The sequence below is a fragment of the Caulobacter sp. 10L414 genome (assembly GCF_056395525.1).
This window is the reverse complement of sequence record NZ_JBFTJR010000001.1, coordinates 36,184-52,459: the sequence shown is the minus strand read 5'-3', so window position 1 is coordinate 52,459 and position 16,276 is coordinate 36,184. Positions and strand designations below refer to the sequence as shown.

General features: G+C 67.5%; 19 protein-coding genes. 4 read left to right on the top strand and 15 right to left on the bottom strand.

Annotated elements, in window-relative coordinates:
* Window positions 1-108: 108 nt before the first annotated feature.
* From AC1DCG_RS00295 to AC1DCG_RS00250, 10 genes are all read right to left on the bottom strand, one after another.
* The gene (locus AC1DCG_RS00295) at window positions 109-1,365 is read right to left on the bottom strand and encodes a tyrosine-type recombinase/integrase (RefSeq protein WP_101715625.1); all 1,257 of its coding nucleotides are present in this window, start codon (window positions 1,363-1,365) and stop codon (window positions 109-111) included.
* A gap of 317 nt (window positions 1,366-1,682) precedes the next feature.
* A complete protein-coding gene (guaA, locus tag AC1DCG_RS00290) occupies window positions 1,683-3,242 on the bottom strand; it encodes a glutamine-hydrolyzing GMP synthase (protein ID WP_477027978.1) in 1,560 nt (519 codons plus the stop codon).
* A gap of 31 nt (window positions 3,243-3,273) precedes the next feature.
* A complete protein-coding gene (locus AC1DCG_RS00285; RefSeq protein WP_477036629.1) occupies window positions 3,274-4,551 on the bottom strand; it encodes an RsmB/NOP family class I SAM-dependent RNA methyltransferase in 1,278 nt (425 codons plus the stop codon).
* Window positions 4,552-4,555: 4 nt separating this feature from the next.
* Window positions 4,556-4,951, bottom strand: coding sequence for an MAPEG family protein (locus AC1DCG_RS00280; protein ID WP_477027976.1), 396 nt, complete (start codon window positions 4,949-4,951; stop codon window positions 4,556-4,558).
* A gap of 3 nt (window positions 4,952-4,954) precedes the next feature.
* On the bottom strand, window positions 4,955-6,418 hold the full coding sequence (guaB, locus tag AC1DCG_RS00275) for an IMP dehydrogenase (RefSeq protein WP_477036628.1): 1,464 nt from the start codon (window positions 6,416-6,418) through the stop codon (window positions 4,955-4,957).
* An 89-nt stretch (window positions 6,419-6,507) separates the two neighbouring features.
* Window positions 6,508-6,879: a type II toxin-antitoxin system VapC family toxin gene (locus AC1DCG_RS00270; protein WP_477027974.1), complete on the bottom strand. Its 372-nt coding sequence runs from the start codon at window positions 6,877-6,879 to the stop codon at window positions 6,508-6,510.
* On the bottom strand, window positions 6,876-7,073 hold the full coding sequence (locus AC1DCG_RS00265; protein ID WP_477027973.1) for a type II toxin-antitoxin system VapB family antitoxin: 198 nt from the start codon (window positions 7,071-7,073) through the stop codon (window positions 6,876-6,878). Before AC1DCG_RS00265 ends, AC1DCG_RS00270 begins: the two co-directional genes overlap by 4 nt.
* A 79-nt stretch (window positions 7,074-7,152) precedes the next feature.
* A complete protein-coding gene (locus AC1DCG_RS00260) occupies window positions 7,153-7,671 on the bottom strand; it encodes a hypothetical protein (RefSeq protein ID WP_477027972.1) in 519 nt (172 codons plus the stop codon).
* Between the two features lie 7 nt (window positions 7,672-7,678).
* Window positions 7,679-8,386 (bottom strand): RlmE family RNA methyltransferase, encoded by a 708-nt coding sequence (locus AC1DCG_RS00255; RefSeq protein ID WP_165255505.1) that lies wholly within the window; start codon window positions 8,384-8,386, stop codon window positions 7,679-7,681.
* Window positions 8,383-9,504: a Ppx/GppA phosphatase family protein gene (locus AC1DCG_RS00250; protein ID WP_165255503.1), complete on the bottom strand. Its 1,122-nt coding sequence runs from the start codon at window positions 9,502-9,504 to the stop codon at window positions 8,383-8,385. Before AC1DCG_RS00250 ends, AC1DCG_RS00255 begins: the two co-directional genes overlap by 4 nt.
* Window positions 9,505-9,662: 158 nt before the next feature.
* Here AC1DCG_RS00250 and hspQ point away from each other — a divergent pair, with 158 nt between their 5' ends.
* Window positions 9,663-9,992: a heat shock protein HspQ gene (gene hspQ, locus AC1DCG_RS00245; protein WP_165255501.1), complete on the top strand. Its 330-nt coding sequence runs from the start codon at window positions 9,663-9,665 to the stop codon at window positions 9,990-9,992.
* A gap of 82 nt (window positions 9,993-10,074) precedes the next feature.
* Entirely contained in the window at window positions 10,075-10,956 is an 882-nt protein-coding gene (phhA, locus tag AC1DCG_RS00240; RefSeq protein WP_477027971.1) for a phenylalanine 4-monooxygenase, read from the top strand.
* On the opposite strand, the gene AC1DCG_RS00235 is transcribed toward phhA, so the two are convergent.
* The gene (locus AC1DCG_RS00235; protein ID WP_477027970.1) at window positions 10,914-12,131 is read right to left on the bottom strand and encodes an acyltransferase family protein; all 1,218 of its coding nucleotides are present in this window, start codon (window positions 12,129-12,131) and stop codon (window positions 10,914-10,916) included. The genes phhA and AC1DCG_RS00235 overlap by 43 nt on opposite strands.
* 134 nt (window positions 12,132-12,265) lie before the next feature.
* Here AC1DCG_RS00235 and AC1DCG_RS00230 point away from each other — a divergent pair, with 134 nt between their 5' ends.
* On the top strand, window positions 12,266-13,099 hold the full coding sequence (locus AC1DCG_RS00230) for a LytTR family DNA-binding domain-containing protein (RefSeq protein ID WP_477027969.1): 834 nt from the start codon (window positions 12,266-12,268) through the stop codon (window positions 13,097-13,099).
* Window positions 13,100-13,141: 42 nt separating this feature from the next.
* Here AC1DCG_RS00230 and AC1DCG_RS00225 read toward each other — a convergent pair whose 3' ends face one another.
* The gene (locus AC1DCG_RS00225) at window positions 13,142-13,873 is read right to left on the bottom strand and encodes a TlyA family RNA methyltransferase (RefSeq protein WP_477036627.1); all 732 of its coding nucleotides are present in this window, start codon (window positions 13,871-13,873) and stop codon (window positions 13,142-13,144) included.
* Window positions 13,874-13,898: 25 nt separating this feature from the next.
* Window positions 13,899-14,240 (bottom strand): (2Fe-2S) ferredoxin domain-containing protein, encoded by a 342-nt coding sequence (locus AC1DCG_RS00220; protein WP_477027967.1) that lies wholly within the window; start codon window positions 14,238-14,240, stop codon window positions 13,899-13,901.
* A 101-nt stretch (window positions 14,241-14,341) separates the two neighbouring features.
* On the opposite strand from AC1DCG_RS00220, the gene AC1DCG_RS00215 reads away from it, so the two are divergent.
* Window positions 14,342-14,671, top strand: a complete 330-nt coding sequence (locus AC1DCG_RS00215; RefSeq protein ID WP_477027966.1) for a hypothetical protein — start codon at window positions 14,342-14,344, stop codon at window positions 14,669-14,671.
* Between the two features lie 108 nt (window positions 14,672-14,779).
* Here the strand turns inward: AC1DCG_RS00215 and AC1DCG_RS00210 are convergent, their stop codons facing one another.
* Window positions 14,780-15,226 carry an NUDIX domain-containing protein gene (locus AC1DCG_RS00210; protein ID WP_477027965.1) on the bottom strand — a complete coding sequence of 149 codons (447 nt, stop codon included), beginning with the start codon at window positions 15,224-15,226 and terminating at the stop codon, window positions 14,780-14,782.
* A 4-nt stretch (window positions 15,227-15,230) separates the two neighbouring features.
* Window positions 15,231-16,262: a phospholipase C/P1 nuclease family protein gene (locus tag AC1DCG_RS00205; protein ID WP_165255490.1), complete on the bottom strand. Its 1,032-nt coding sequence runs from the start codon at window positions 16,260-16,262 to the stop codon at window positions 15,231-15,233.
* Between the last annotated feature and the right edge of the window lie 14 nt (window positions 16,263-16,276).

Genomic DNA, 16,276 nt, shown 5'->3' with positions numbered 1-16,276 from the left:
AGCGGACATCCGACCTCCCCAATAGCCTGGCGCGGGCTGACCAATCCGCATGGCGCTGGCCATCCAATTGGCTGGCGCCCTGCAAACTGCCTGAAGGGCGGCGCCCGCCTACACCGCCGGATCCAACGTGATGCCGTGTTCAACCGTTGGCTTGAGCGTCGGCAGGTGCTTTTGCCCGGAAACCCAGGCGTCAATCATGTCGGCCCACTCCTGGAGCATATGGCGGCGCTGCGTCGCGTACTCGGCGACATTGTAGACCCGACGTGAGGTCCGCCGATCGACGTGAGCCAGGCAGCGCTCGATCCAGTCCTCATCGAAACCGATTTCGTTCAGGAGGGTCGATCCGGTCCGCCGGAGGTCGTGGACCGTGAACGGAGGCAGAGCCAGGTCGTTGGCCTTGGCCCGCTCGGCGATAGACATTGTCACCCGGTTAAAGGTCGCGCGCGACATCGGCTCGTTGGCGTCGTAGCGCGACGGCAAGACATAGCGTGACCCACCCGAGCAGGTCTTCAGCGCGATCAGGATGTCGAGGGCCTGGGTCGACAGGTAGACGTTGTGGGCTCTCCCGCACTTCATCCGTTCCTTGGGAATCTGCCAAACCGCGTTGACGAAGTCGATCTCGCTCCACACCGCGTCTTGGAGTTCGCTCTTACGGACCATGGTCAGAAGGATGAACTTCAGGCCCAGCCGGATCGTCGGCAGGGTCGGGACCTGCTCCAGGAGCGTGTAAAACAGTCGGATCTCTCGCGGCGACAACGCTCGCTCACGCGGCGTGAACGTCCAGATCGACGACGGGTTAACCTCCTTGGCGGGGTTCTCTACCTTCTCGCCGTGGAGCCTGGCGAAGGCGTAGATCAAGTTGATCTGATCGCGGATATGCACGGCCGTCGCGGGCGCGCCTCGATCCTTCACCTTCTGGCAAAGCGCCCGGACGTCCTGCGGTTCGACCTCGGTCAGAAGCCGGTTCTCGAACGCCTTGACGATGTCGCGCTCGAAAACGCTACGCCGCATGGCGCGCGTGCTTTCGGCCATCCTCCCCTCCTCGAGCCATTTGCGACCAAACTCGCCGAACGTCTTGGCGGCTTTGATCTTCGCTTTGGCGCGCTGCTTCTCCATGGCGGGAGACACCCCTTCCCGCACCTGTCGGCGGGCCTCCATGACGAGCTCGCGCGCCTTGAGCAGGCTGATGCCGCCAGACCCGTAGCGACCCAGGGTCAGGGTCTCACGCCGATTGTTCAGGCGGTAGTCGAGGCGGAACGTGATGCCCCCTGCTGGTGAGACCACGACGTACATACCGTCACGGTCGGTCGCCTTATAGGGTTTTCTCTTTGGTTTCAGGCTCTTGAGAGCAGCGTCGGTTAGCATTGGGGACGGTCTCCGCACCCCTGAAAGCGCGCAAAAGCCGCCGCTATACCGTCACCCGATTTCGGGAGGCACGGTGGCGAAATTCTTTTGCGATTTCAGGAACTTGTTGCTGGAAAAAGTACCGTCAGGCCCGACGTGAGCTGACGGTACCAGCCGACCCGGCGCAGGAGCAAGGTGCGCTCCGGCCCGTCAATTAGACGACATTTGAAATTCTGCTCACCGATAGTTGCCGATACTTGGCGGCGAGAATCACAAATTATTTCAACACCTTAGACGACATTCGCGATAGGTCGCGAACGTCGCCGGAGGGGCCTGAATCATTCCCACTCGATCGTGCCGGGCGGCTTGCTGGTCACGTCGTAGACGACGCGGTTGACGCCGCGGACCTCGTTGATGATCCGGGTGGCGGTCTTGCCGAGGATCTCCCAGGGGAACTCGAAGAAGTCGGCGGTCATGCCGTCGGTCGAGGTAACCGCGCGCAGGGCCAGGACGTTTTCGTAGGTGCGTGCATCCCCCATGACCCCAACCGTCTTGACGGGAAGAAGCACGGCGAAGGCCTGCCAGATCTTGTCGTAGAGGCCGGCGTTGCGGATCTCTTCGAGATAGATGGCGTCGGCGTCCTGCAGCACCTTGACCTTCTCGGGCGTGATCTCTCCCGGGATGCGGATGGCCAGGCCCGGGCCGGGGAACGGATGGCGACCGACGAAGGCCGGCGCCAGGCCCAGTTCGACGCCCAGGGCTCGGACCTCGTCCTTGAAGAGCTCGCGCAGCGGCTCGACCAGCTTGAGCTTCATGTAGTCCGGCAGGCCGCCCACGTTGTGGTGGCTCTTGATCACGGCCGACGGGCCGCCGCGGGCCGAAACGCTCTCGACGACGTCGGGATAGAGGGTGCCCTGGGCCAGGAACTGCGCGCCGTCGATCTTGGCGGCTTCCTTGTCGAAGACGTCGATGAACAGCTTGCCGATGGTCTTGCGCTTGGTCTCGGGGTCGGAGACGCCCGCCAGCTCGCCCAGGAACAGGTCGCCGGCGTCTACGTGGACCAGCGGGATGTTGTAGTGGTCGCGGAACAGGGTCACGACCTGGTCGGCCTCGTTCTTGCGCAGAAGACCGGTGTCGACGAACACGCAGGTCAGTTGGTCGCCGATGGCCTCGTGGATCAGCACGGCGGCCACCGAGCTGTCGACGCCGCCCGACAGGCCGCAGATCACCTTGCCGTCGCCGACCTGGTCGCGGATCTTCTGGACCATCTCCTGGCGGAAGGCCGCCATGGTCCAGTCGCCCTTCAGGCCGGCCAGGGCCAGGAAGTTCCTGTAGATCTGCGGGCCGTTGACGGTGTGGTAAACCTCGGGGTGGAACTGCAGCGCGTAGATCTTCTTGGCGTCGTTGGCGATGGCGGCGAACGGCGCGCCGTTCGAGGTGCCCACCACCTCGAAGCCTTCAGGGATGGCCGTGACGCGGTCGCCGTGGCTCATCCAGACGGTTTCCAGCTCGCCCACGCCGGCCAGACCTTCGAACAGCGGGCTCGCCTTGCCGATGGTCAGTTCGGCGCGGCCGAACTCGCCGGCGTGACCGCCCTCGACCTTGCCGCCGAGCACGTCGCACAGCAGTTGCTGGCCGTAGCAGATGGCCAGCATCGGCAGGCCGAGATCGAACAGCTTGCGGCCGATGCGCGGGCTGTCGGCCTCGAGCACGCTGGCCGGACCGCCCGACAGGATGATCGCCGAGGGCTGGTAGTCGTCGACCAGCGCTTCAGCCTTGTCGAACGGATGGATCTCGCAATAGACGCCGGCCTCGCGCACCCGGCGCGCGATCAGCTGGGTCACCTGGCTGCCGAAATCGACGATCAGGACGCGCTGGTGGTGGGTTTCGGTGGTCATCGGCAAGGTCTCCAGCGTGTCGGTCAGGGCGTTACGGCGCGTAGGTCGAGCGCTCGAGCACGGCGGCGAAGAAGCCGTCCGTACCGGCGCGGTGCGGGGTCAGGCGCAGATAGCCTTCCGGGGTCACGTGGGTGACGCCGTCCAGGGCGATCGGCTTGACGGTGAATTCGGGGTGGCGTTCGAGGAAGGCCGCGACGCGGTCCTCGTTCTCCTCGGTCAGCAGCGAGCAGGTGACGTAGATCATCCGGCCGCCGGCCTTCACGAAGGTGGAGGCGTCCTCCATGACGCTGTCCTGCTCGATCTGGCGCTTGGCCAGCTGATCGGGCGACAGCCGCCACTTGGCGTCGGGATGGCGCCGCCAGGTGCCGGCGCCGGTGCAGGGCGCGTCGACGAAGACGACGTCGATCTTGCCTTCCAGGCCCTTCAGCGGCTCGGCCTCGATCGGCGAGCGGATCTGCAGGTTGCGCACCCCTGCCCTCTGGCCGCGACGGATGGTGTCGGCCAGGCGGCGCGCGTCGGCGTCATGGGCGAAGATCTGGCCGCTGTTGCCCATGGCGGCGGCCAGGGCGAGCGTCTTGCCCCCGCCCCCGGCGCAGAAATCGAGCACCTGCTTGCCCTTGACCGCGCCGGCGACGGCGGCGGCGATCTGCGAGCCCAGGTCCTGGACCTCGAACCAGCCCTTGGAAAAGGCCGGAACGGCCTCGACCGAGGGCGTGCGATCGGCGGCGGCGGGCGCGGGAATGCGGAAGGCGGTCGGCAGGATCCCCGCCGGCGCGGCGTTGATCGGGGCCAGGGCCTTGGCGCCGCGTTCGGCGTCGGTCTTCAGCGTATTGATCCGCAGGTCGACCGGCGCACGCTCGGACAGCGCGGCCATCTCGACGGCCTGGTCGGCGCCCAGGGCGCGGGCCAGGTGCGGCTCCAGCCAGTCGGGATAATCGCCGGCCACGGGCGCGGGGGCGTCGTCCAGCGAAACAGGATCCTTCAGGCGAGCCTGCTCGGCCTCGGTGAGCGCGCCAAAGCCGTGCTCTTCCGAAGCGGCCTCGCCGATACGCTCGAGCGGCCACTTCCAGACGAAGGCCAGGACGCCCAGCACCACGCCGCGCGCGGCGGGCTCGCCCATCATCCAGCCCAGCGAGCGCTTGCGGCGCAGGGCGTCGAGCACAAGGCCCGAGACGAAGGCCCGATCCTTAGAGCCGGCATAGCGCGCGGCTTCGCCCCAGCGCTTGAGCGCCATCTTCACAGGGAAATGCCGCGTCTCGATCTCGGTCAGAACCTCGATCGCCGCGGAAACCCGTCCTCCGTCACGCATGGAGCTAAATCACCAACGCCAGAAGGACCATGGCCAGGCCCGCCATCGAGGCGACCCAGACAAGGCTGCGAACGACCGGCACGCCGAACGCATAGAGAAAGACATAGACCGCCCGGGCGCCGACATAGAGCGCAACGCCGGCGGCGGTCAGCGCGCCGAGCCGGCCGCCCAGATAGGCGGCCAGCACGGCGGCGACGAAGAACGGGAACGTCTCGCGGAAGTTGGCGAAGGCCCTTTCGAGCCGTCCGGCCATACCGGTCAGCACGACAGGCGTCTCCCGCGAGCCGACATTCCACTTCAAGCCGCGCTGGGGCTGGGCCGCCGCGCTGGCCCACAGGAGGTGGACCAGCCCGATGACGACCGCGACCGCCAGCATTCGCAGCTCGAAGGCCATCTGCATGGCCTAGACCGCGCTCGGATAGTTCGGAGCCTCGCGCGTGATCATCACGTCGTGGACGTGGCTTTCACGCAGGCCGGCGCCGGTGATTCGGACGAAGCGGGCGCGTTCCTGCAGCTCGGGGATGGTCGGCGCGCCGACATAGCCCATGGCCGCGCGCAGACCGCCGACCAGCTGGTGCAACACCGGCGAGATCGGACCCTTGAACGGGGTCTGGCCCTCGATGCCTTCCGGAACGAGCTTGAAGCTGTCGGTCACTTCCTTCTGGAAGTAACGGTCGGCCGAGCCGCGGGCCATGGCGCCCACCGAACCCATGCCGCGATAGCTCTTGTAAGAGCGGCCCTGGTACAGGAACACCTCGCCCGGCGCCTCTTCGGTGCCGGCGAACATCGAGCCCATCATGGCGGTCGAGGCGCCCGCGGCGATGGCCTTGGCCAGGTCGCCCGAGTACTTGATGCCGCCGTCGGCGATGATCGGCACGCCGGCTTCGCGACTGGCGCGAACGGCTTCCATGATCGCGGTCAGCTGCGGCACGCCCACGCCCGCCACGATGCGGGTGGTACAGATCGAGCCCGGGCCGATGCCCACCTTCACCGCGTCGGCGCCGGCGTCGATCAGAGCCCGCGCGGCGTCGTAGGTGGCGATGTTGCCGGCCACGATCTGGACGCGGTTGGCTTCGCGCTTCAGGCGCGAGACCGCCGCGGCGACCTGGCTGGAGTGGCCGTGGGCGGTGTCGATGACGACGACGTCCACGCCGGCGTCCACCAGGCCCATGGAGCGCTCGAAACCGGCGTCGCCGACGGTCGAGGCCGCGCCGACCAGCAGGCGGCCCTTGTCGTCCTTGGCGGCCAGGGGGTGAGCCTGGGCCTTCTCGATGTCCTTCACCGTGATCAGGCCGACAGCGCGATAGGCCTCGTCGACGACGATCAGGCGTTCGATCTTGTGCTTGCGCAGAAGCTCGCGGGCCTCGCGGTGATCCACGCCCTCGCCGACCGTGATCAGGTTCTCGCGGGTCATCAGCGCCGAGGCCGGAACGTTGGCGTCGCCCTCGAAGCGCATGTCGCGGTTGGTCAGGATGCCGACCAGCTTGCCCGTGTCGCGCTCGACCACCGGGAAGCCCGAGATCTTGCGGCGGGCCGTGATCTCGCGGACCTCGGCCAGGGTGGTGTCGGGGTGGATGGTCAGCGGGTTGATGACCATGCCGCTTTCGTAGCGCTTGACCTCGCGGACGTGGTCGGCCTGCTCCTCGTTGGAGAGGTTGCGGTGCAGGATGCCCAGGCCGCCGGCCTGCGCCATGGCGATGGCGAGACGGCTTTCAGTGACCGTGTCCATGGCGGCGGACACGAGCGGGATGTTCAGACTGATTTCACGCGTGAACTTGGTCTCGGTCGTCACTTGCGTCGGCATGACGTCGGACGGACCAGGTTCGAGCAAAACGTCGTCGAAGGTGAGCCCTTCGCGAATCTCCATAGGATTCTCCATTTTGCGGCGCTCGTATAGTCGCGAGGTGGGCGTTTGTCGAGGCGTGGAGAGCGGCTTGCGGTCGGAAATCTGCAGGCTCAGGAAGCGGGATCGAATTCCAGTCCCAGATCCCGCGCCACCCCGCCCAAGCGTTGATCCTGCGTCCAAAGACGGGCCCCAGCGGTCAACCGCGCGGCCGCCAGAAGGTGCGCGTCGACGTGACCAATTCCGCGCCCGTGAAGCCGATGCCTTTCGACGAAGTCAAGCACCTCGCCATCAGTCGCCAGGGTCGCCACCGGCATCTGCCGAAGCGCTTCCAGAAAGGCCGTTCGGTTCTTGAGATTGCCAAGCGCCAGTTCACCGACGACGAACGGGTGGAGGAGCACCCTGCTCTCTTCCAACAGCCGCACCAGTAAGGCGTCGGCTGAGCGCAGATGCGCTACCCATACCGAGCTATCGACGAGGATCACGCCGACTGAGACCTCCGGCGAGGAACAAGCTCGAGATCCGGCTCGCTCCCACCGAGCAGCGCCAGGCGACGCGCGCTTTCGCGCTCTATGAGAGCCTTCAGGGCCTCACGCACCAACGCCGCCTTTTCCTGGATTCCAGTAAGTGCGGCAGCCCGGTCCAGCAGGTCATCGTCGAGGGCCAGTGTCGTGCGCATGCCGCGAACTCCTTGCAGCACGAAAATAGCATCAAATGGCGCCGACATCCATGCCAGGTTCGCCCTTGCACGCGTTCGTTCAGGGCGCGTCAAACGGTTCGCAGCTCCTGGCCCGCGGAACGTAGCTCAGCAGTCGGAAGCCATCGCCGGTCCAGAGATAGCGATAGACACCCTCGCGGGCCTGATCCTCTCGCGGCGCGCCAGCCAGCACGATGACGCGGCTGCCTCGCTTGAAGGTTACGCCGCCGAGCTTTCCGCCCACGTGGTTCGTATCCATGTAGTCCGCGCCAGGCAGTTTCGTGACCCGGCCTGTCCGCGCGTCCACCGCGGCCCAGGCCACGCAGGAGGTCCCGCAGCCCCACCGGACGATCGTCATGTGGCCCGCGAAGTTCGGCCCTTGGGCCGCGCCCTCACGTAGGGCAGTGCGAAACAGCCGCTTGTCCGGCGTATCGAGGACGGGCTTGGCCGGAACGCCGCTCCAGGCCTTGGCCGGATGAGAGTCGAACCGCAGGCTGTCGCCCGACGAGTTTTCGGTGATGACGCAGTCTGGCGTCGATACGGTCGCCGCGATCATCAGAGAAACCAGCGCAGCGACCATCGGATGACTACCTCCCCTTGAACCCCGTGGCCACGAGGAAGACCTCGGAGCTGTCCTGGCGGCTGGCCTTGGGCTTGAAGTGCTGGACCTTCTCGAAGTGCTTCTTCAGCCGGGCGATGACCTCGGAGGTCTCGCCGCCCTGAAAGGCCTTGGCCACGAAGGCGCCGCCCGGACGCAGGGTCTCGATGGCGAACTCCGCGCCGATCTCGATAAGCCCGACGATGCGCAGGTGGTCGGTCTCGCGGTGGCCCACGGTGTTGGGGGCCATGTCGGACATCACCAGATCGGGCGCGCCGCCCAGGAGCTCGATCAGCTTGGGGGGGCAGGCCGGGTCGGTGAAATCCATCTCGATGATGTGGGCCGGCTCGACCGGATCGACGTGCAGCAGATCAACGCCCACGAGCTGGGTGACGCCGCGCTCGACCGCGATCTGCAGCCAGCCGCCCGGCGCGCAACCCAGATCGATGACGCGCGCGCCCTTCTTGAAGAAGCGGAACTTCTCGTCGATCTCGCTGATCTTGAAGGCCGCGCGGCTCCGATAGCCCAGGGCCCGGGCCTTGGCCGAGAACGGATCGTTGATCTGACGCTCCAGCCAGGCCTGCTGGCTGGGCGTGCGGCCGTCGGCGGTCTTCAGACGCGCGGGCTTGGCGCGGCCGTCGGCGTTGCCGCCCGTGGGCGGCTTGACCATCCGGCGGCGGGGGATTTCGTCGTTCATGCGTTCACCGTTCGGGCCGAACCGGCTCCGCCGCGCCGCCGGCGGCGGGGGCGCTTCTGCCGATCCGACATCAAAGACATCAGAAGTCCTTCTCTAAGCCCTCGGTCGGCGACTCGCACGCGAGAACACGGCCAAAGCTCCTGAACCGCCTGCAGAATGGCCGCGCCGGCCAGCACCAGGTCGGCCCGATCGGCCCCGATGCAGGGCTCCAGCGCCCGCTCCTTGGCGGTCAGTTGCAGCAGGCGCCCGGCGGCGGCTTCGCAGTCGGAACGCTGCATCCAAAGGCCGTCGACTACGTTGCGGTCATAGCGCGGAAGGCCAAGGTGCAGACCCGCCAGGCTGGTGATGGCGCCCGAGGTGCCCACCATGTGAGCGCGACCGGCGTCGAAGGTCTTGCGCATCGGCGCGGCATGCGGGAACGCCGAGATCTTCGACTTCACCTCCTCGACCATGGCCCGGAACCAGCCGTCGTCGGCCCGCTCGCCCTCGGGAAAGCGCTCGGCCAGGGTGACGACGCCGATGGGAATGGACAGCCAGGCGCGGATCGGCAGCTTCCAGGCCTCGAACTGGCGCGGCTTGGCGTCGAGGCCGCCGCCCTTGAGGTCGACCCACGAAAGCTCGGTCGAGCCGCCGCCGACGTCGACCACCAGGGCCGCGTCGGCCTCGCGGTCGAACAGGCTCATGCAGCCGGCGACAGAGAGCTGGGCCTCCTCGCGCGGGGTGATGATCTGCAGGCGAAGGCCGGTCTCTTCCGCCACGCGGCGGACGAACTCGGTGCCGTTGCTGGCGCCGCGACAGGCCTGGGTGGCCACGGCCTTGACCCGCACGGCCTTGCGGCGGCGGATCTTCTCGGCGCAGACCTTGAGCGCGGCCATCGAGCGCTCCATCGCCGCGTCCGACAGCTGGCCGGTCTGCGACAGCCCCTCGCCGAGGCGGACGATGCGGGAATAGGCCTCGACGACGCGGAAACCGCGCGGCGAAGGCGTCGCCACCAGGAGGCGGCAGTTATTGGTTCCGAGATCGAGCGCCGCATAGCACGGCTGCTCGCCCGGAGACCGGCGCGAGCCCTGGCCTGGCTGGCCACGGGGTCCGCCGGGCGCTCTCGGCGCCTCCGACATGGTCTTTCACCTTGTCTCGCAGGCGATTCGTCACGAACCGCCTCACTTCGGGTGCGACCATAGCAACCGTGTCGATGCACCGGAAGGCGGCGTGACCCAACAATGAACGCCGTTTACGTTCAGGATTCAGTCAGGAGACTCGTCGTAATATCTTCATCATGAACGAGAGACTCGCCAAATTCGCGATCGGCCAGGTCGTCAAGCACCGCATCTTCCCTTTCCGGGGCGTGGTGTTCGACGTCGACCCGGTGTTCGCCAATACGGAAGAGTGGTGGGAGTCCATTCCCGAGGACATCCGGCCGTCCAAGGACCAGCCGTTCTATCACCTGCTGGCCGAGAACGACGACAACACCTATGTCGCCTATGTCTCCGAGCAGAACCTGCTGGCCGACGACACGGGTGAACCCGTGCACCATCCGCAAGCGGCGCTGATCTTCGAATCCTTCGACCACGGGGCCTACAAGCTTCGCCCCCGGATCTCGCACTAGCTCGCAAGGTCTCACCGCCGCCCTGCCGGTTGCGCGCAAAAATCGAACGGAACTTGCCCGACAGCGGGCGTAACGTCGTTTCATGAGCGCAGACGGTTTCAGCGGTGGGCCGCCCCCAGGGGCGCGGCCCGATTGGACGATCGACCAGGGCTGGGAAAGCTACAGTCAGGCCGAGCATGATGTCTGGATCACGCTGTACGAGCGCCAGGCCAAGGTCCTGCAGAACCGCGCCTGCGACGAGTTCCTGCGCGGCCTGGATGCGCTGGACCTGCACCGCACCGGCATTCCCGACTTCAACCGGATCAACGACGAGCTCCAGCGCCTGACCGGCTGGAGCGTCGTGGCCGTGCCGGGCCTAGTGCCCGACGACGTGTTCTTCGATCACTTGGCCAACCGCCGCTTTCCGGCCGGCCAGTTCATCCGCAAGCCGCATGAACTGGACTACCTGCAAGAGCCGGACGTCTTCCACGACGTGTTCGGCCACGTGCCGATGCTGACCGACCCGGTGTTCGCCGACTAYATGCAGGCCTATGGCAAGGGCGGCCAGCGGGCGCTGGGCCTTGGACGGCTGGCCAACCTCGCCAGGCTCTACTGGTACACCGTCGAGTTCGGCCTGATGGCCACGCCGGCGGGCTTGCGGATCTACGGCGCGGGCATCGTCTCGTCGCGGACGGAGTCGATCTTCGCCCTGGAAGACCCCTCCCCCAACCGCATCGGTTTCGACCTGGAGCGGGTGATGCGCACGCCCTACCGCATCGACGATTTCCAGCAGGTCTACTTCGTGATCCCGTCGATCCAGACGTTGCAGGAAGTGACCCTGCGCGACTTCTCCGCGCTCTACGAGCGGCTGGCCGGCGCCGGCGACATCGACATCGCCGAGATCGTGGGCGCCGACCAGGTGCTGACCCGTGGGACCCAGGCCTATGCGAAGGCCGGCGGGCGGCTGGCCTCGGCGGCGGGCTGAGCCCGCAGGCCGAACAGCACCCGCACGCCAGGAACACGCCTGACGATCTCGTAGGTGGCGAAGCAGGCGCCGAAGGTTCCCGCGACCAGGATCAGCGCCTCCAGACCTTGCGGCAGTCCGGCCTTGGCCAAGTGGTGAGCCAGCACCACCGTCACCGTCTGATGGGCGATGTAGAACGGGAAGACGCCCACGGTCAGGTAGCGCAGCACCGGCCCGCCCCGGTTCAGATGCCTGGCGCCGAACCCGAGAATGGCGGCGATCGCGCACCACTGGTCCACCGCGTAGACGCCGCGCATTGCCAGGCGCAATGCCTCGGCCGGCTCGCCCTGCCGATAGATCCAGGCATAGGTCGCGAACATGGCGTAGGCGACGACCGCCAGCGTCAGCGCGGGCCAGCGCAACGCGATCAGCCGCTCTCGCAGCACCAAGGACTTGGCCAGGCCAAACCCCAGCAGGAAGGCCCCGAACGAAATCGCGTGATTGTACCAGTCGTCGACCAGGGCGTGGGTGACGTCGAAGATCGGCAGCAACACCGCGCGAGCCAGCGCCAGGAACGCGATCGGCAGGACGAGGAGCCAGGGACCGGCCAACATGCGCTCGCAGGCCGCCTGCAGCCTGTCGCCCAGCCTGGGAATGATCGCCAGCAGCAGCGCCAGAACGAGCGTGTAGACCAGCAGATAGGCCACGAACCACATGTGGTTCCAGGTCGGGGTGATCAGGCAGTCGCCGTCCTCGCCGCACCACCGGCCCGACGACGTCATGTACTTGCCCCAGAAGACCGGCCAGGGATCGACGCCGAACGGCGCCTGCGGGTGCGCGGCCACGTACTCGGCCACCTGGTAGTAGGACTGCGGCGGCACGATCACGATCATGGCCAGCAGCAGGGGCGGCAGCAGCCGCGCGATGCGGCCCCTGGCCAGTTTCCCGACACTGACCTTGTCGGCCATGAAGCGCGTGGCCGCGCCGGAGACGAGAAACAGCAGAGTCAGCCGCCAGGGGCTGGTCAGCATCATCACCGGCTCGAGCGCCGGGATCGGATGGGGCGACTTCACGTGCCACTCCCAAGGCACGTAGAACATGCCCACATGGTACAGAATCAACAGGAAGAACGCGCCCACGCGGATCCAGTCGAGGTCGTGGCGGCGGGCGAGGTCCTGTGAGGTCGAAGGGGACATTGGGGTTGGTTCCGAACGATGGCGTCGCCGGAGAGAAATCCGCCGCGACCGCCGCCCGCCAAGCACCAGGGGACGAACAGCGCCCTGTCGGTGACGCCGCCGCCGGCGGCGGGACGAACGGCGCGCGCTGGGGGATGAGCGGCGCCGAACGACGCCTGCTGCTGCGCGGTTGGCTGTGCGGCCTGGCCATCGTGGCGGCGATCACCGTCATCAACATCCTGACGATCATCCACGACGCACCGCGGCTGGGCCCTTGGCGGCCGGCGATCTGGGAGATCTCCAGCGGGCTGGTGACGGTGTTCATCATGCTGCTGCCGGCGGCCGTCGCCCTCTGGACCCACCGGACGAGACCCACCCTGCTCCGCGCCCTGCCCGTCCATGCGGTCGCGCTGCTGATCTACTCGGCCCTGCACGTCACCGGCTTCGTCGTGCTGCGAAAGATCGCCCATCGCCTGATCCTCGACGAAGGCTACGACTTCGGGCCGATCGGGCCGGAGTTCGTCTACGAACTGCGCAAGGACGTCATCGCCTATGTCCTGGGCTTCGTGGTGTTCTGGCTGCTGGCCAGGATGGCGCGCGACGTGGTCGCCGAAGCGCCCGCGACGGCCTCTCCCGCCGCTGCGGCGCCGGCCATGTTCGATATCCGCGACGGCGCACGCCTGGTCCGCACGCCCGTCGGCGAGATCCTGGCCGTGCGCTCGGCCGGCAACTACGCCGAGTTCCTGCTGGCCGATGGACGGCGCCCGTTGACGCGGTCGTCGCTGACGGCGCTGGAGCATGAGCTCGCCCCGCATGGCTTCGTGCGCACTCATCGCTCGTGGCTGGTCAACACGATGAGGGTGACGGGCCTGCGGCCGGAGGGCTCGGGCGACTACGCGGTTGAGCTGGGCGCGGTCGAAGCGCCGCTTTCGCGGCGATATCCCGAAGCGCTGGCGGTGCTGCGGGGTAGCCCCGCCCCTCCCCCTTAGATCTCCGCGAAGGTTGGGATCATGCGGAAAGGGATAAGCCCGCTACCGCTTCACCGCCCAGAGCAGCTTTTCGACCTGGCCCTCGCCGCCCGTGATTGGGCTGTCGTCGCTTTCACGCACGCTCCAGCCGGACGCTTCGAGGAAGGCCGAGACACGCTCGACGCAGGCGGCGATGACCTCCGGATCCTTCACCAACCCGCCCTTGCCGACGTTCTCGCGGCCGGCCTCGAACTGGGGCTTCACCAAGGCCACGAGGTCCGCGCCCGGGCGAGCCAGGGCCAACGCCGGCGGCAACGCCTTTTCCAGCGAGATGAAGCTGACGTCGGTGACGACGAGGTCGACGCTGTTCGGCGCGTGCTCGGCGGTCAGGGCGCGGGCGTCCAGTGGCGACAGGTCCTCGACGCGCGCGTCCGCCTTCAGGCTGGCGTGCAGCTGATCGCGCCCGACGTCGACGGCCAGCACCCGCGCCGCGCCCTTCGAAAGCAGCACCTGCGTGAACCCGCCGGTGGAGGCGCCGACGTCGACGGCGACGCGTCCCTCGACCGACACCGGCCAAAGCTCCAGCGCCCGCACCAGTTTCAGCGCTCCGCGCCCCACCCAGGGGTGAGCGGCCTCGGCGACGATGTCGGCGGTCTCATCGACCGTCTCGGAGGCCTTGGCGACCACCTTGCCGTCGGCGGTGACGCGGCCGGCCTCGATGGCAGCGCGCGCCTTGGCGCGGCTGTCGAACAGGCCCTTCTCGACCAGCAGGATGTCGGCGCGTTTTCGGCTCATGGCGAGCCTGATAGCAGACTCGGCTTCAGGCCGCTTCGGCGTCGTTGGCCGCTAGGCCTAGACGCGCGACTGCCGCCTCCATCGACGCGCCGCGCGGAACCACGACCCATTCTCGGGGGCGCGAGGCGTTGACCGCGACCACGGCGTCCTTGGGGCAGACGTCGAAGCAGTCGACCTCGATCACCGCCAGCGGCGCCTTGCGGTCCTTGCCCTTGCCGCCGCCGGAAGCCTTGCGCAGGGCCTTGGCGAAGCTCTGCTCGCCGCCCCTGCCGAAACCGCCGTCCAGCTTGCGCGAACACTTGCGGCAGACCAGGACGACATCGTTCCAGTCGGCGCGCACGCGCTTGATCGGCCTTTCCTTGCTCACCAGAGCCTCGTTGCGTTTCAGGCGCCCAACCCGAGCCTTGGACATGGGAAGTCGAGGCGCATAGTGCTAGAGACCCGCGCTTTCATGCTTCGGAGGCTGTCATGGCCCGCAATCTCAAGGGCGAGCTTCTGCCCAAGGCCGTCGACCCGACCGCCGCGGACGACCTGGCCTGGTTCGCCGCCAAGGCCGACCGCGCCTTCCGCCTGCGCGATCCGGCGCCGCTGGAGTTCGGGCCCCTGGGCGATCCGGGCGACGGTTTCAGCTGGCGTGTGCTGGTGGCCCGCCTGCCTGACGGCGGCCGCCTGCGGCTGCCGATCTCGCTGGCCTGGGATCTTCACAACGACCACGCCAAGGACCAGCACCTTTCGATGCTGTTCGAGCAGGTCGCCCCAGCCGAGGCCAAGGCGGCGCTGAAGAAGAAGGCGAACTAGGCCGCCCGAACCTGGCCCTCGTCCTTCGACAAGCTCAGGAAGAGGACCAAATGCAGGCCTCGCAGTAGAAATCCTCACCCTGAGCCTGTCGAAGGGCGGGGATTTCGCTCACCCCTTGCGCATCCACGCCGCGACGGCCCACGAATGGGCGTCGTGTCGCAGGGCGACGACCGCGTCGCGCGGATCCAGCCAGACCAGCCTGTGGTCATCCTCGACCTTGAGCTCCGGACGCTCGCCCGCCAGCGTGACGACATAAATGCCGCCGTAGTTGCGCACCGGCTGGCCGTCGGACTTCAGGAACGGCTGCGAGACGTCGACGACAAGCGTCCCGACCTCGACGACAAGGCCCGTCTCCTCGCCGAACTCCCGAACAAGGGCCTCGCCTTCCGTCTCGTCGCCATCCACCGCGCCGCCCGGCAGGTCGAAGTAAGGCGCCTTGCCGGGCTTGGTGACCTCCACCAGCGCGATTTGCCCCCGCGCATCCTCGGCGATGCCGAAGGCGGCGTGACGGTCCCCGTAGTCCAGGGACGCGTCAGGGGCGTAGAACGCGATCAAGCGATCAGTCCTTGCCGAACAGGTCGTTCCACGGATCGGCCTTGCCGGACTCGACGTCGGCGACGCTGATCTCGGGGCGATAGCCGATCTTGCCGTCGGCGCTGGCCTTCCAGGCCATGGTGACCATGTCGCGCAGCTCGGCGGCGCCGGCCGCCAGACGCTCGTCGACGAAGGCCTTGGCGCGCGGGTCGGCGGCGACCATGCCGCCCGACTTTTCCAGCTGGTACAGCGGCTCAGTCAGCTTCCAGGTCGTGGTCAGGTAGCCGACCATGCGGGTCTCGTAGCTGCAGGCGCAGTCGCGCAGCGCCGGCATCTTGGCCTTGACGTCGTCGTCCTTGGCCACGGCCTTGACCAGCGGGCCCTCGAAGGCGCCATGGGTGCCGCGGCTCTGGGTGTAGCCGTTGGGATTGGGGTAATCGCCCCAGCCGTTGTAGTGCACGCTCATGTGCAGCGGCTGGCTGCCGTCGCCGATATAGTGGGCCCAGACGCCCAGGTCGCGCAGCAGAAGCTCTTCGCGGCGCTTGAGGTCGGCGGCGTACCAGGCCTTCTTCTGGGCGTCGGTAGTCTGCTTCTCGGCGGCCACCAGGATGCGCCAGTAGGTGAAGTCCTTCACCAGCTGCTGATAGCCGTCGATCATGGCGTACGGCAGATAGCCGGCCTTCCACTCGTCCTGACCGACGGCGCGCAGGGCCGTGGCGTAGTCGGCGCGGGTGGCCGGCAGGGTCTCGACCGTGAACTTGGGCCCGCCGAACATGCGGCCCTCGTCGTCGAGATCCAGGAAGTGGGCGGCGTCGCGGTCGTGGTCGTGCACCTTGCCCGAGCCCTTCCAGCGATCCGGCTCGCGGGCGTACTCGCCGATCGCGGCCACGCCGTAGGGGCTGCGCACGAAGGCCGGGACGTCTTCGGGCAGGGTCGAAGCGCCGAGCACGCCGATCATTCGGTGGCCCGAAGCCCCCCAGGCCAGGGCMGACTGGGCCGGCGCGGCCAGGGCGGCGGCGAGGACGAGAACTTTCAGGCTGGACGACGGCGACTTCATGCGCGCTCCGAAGA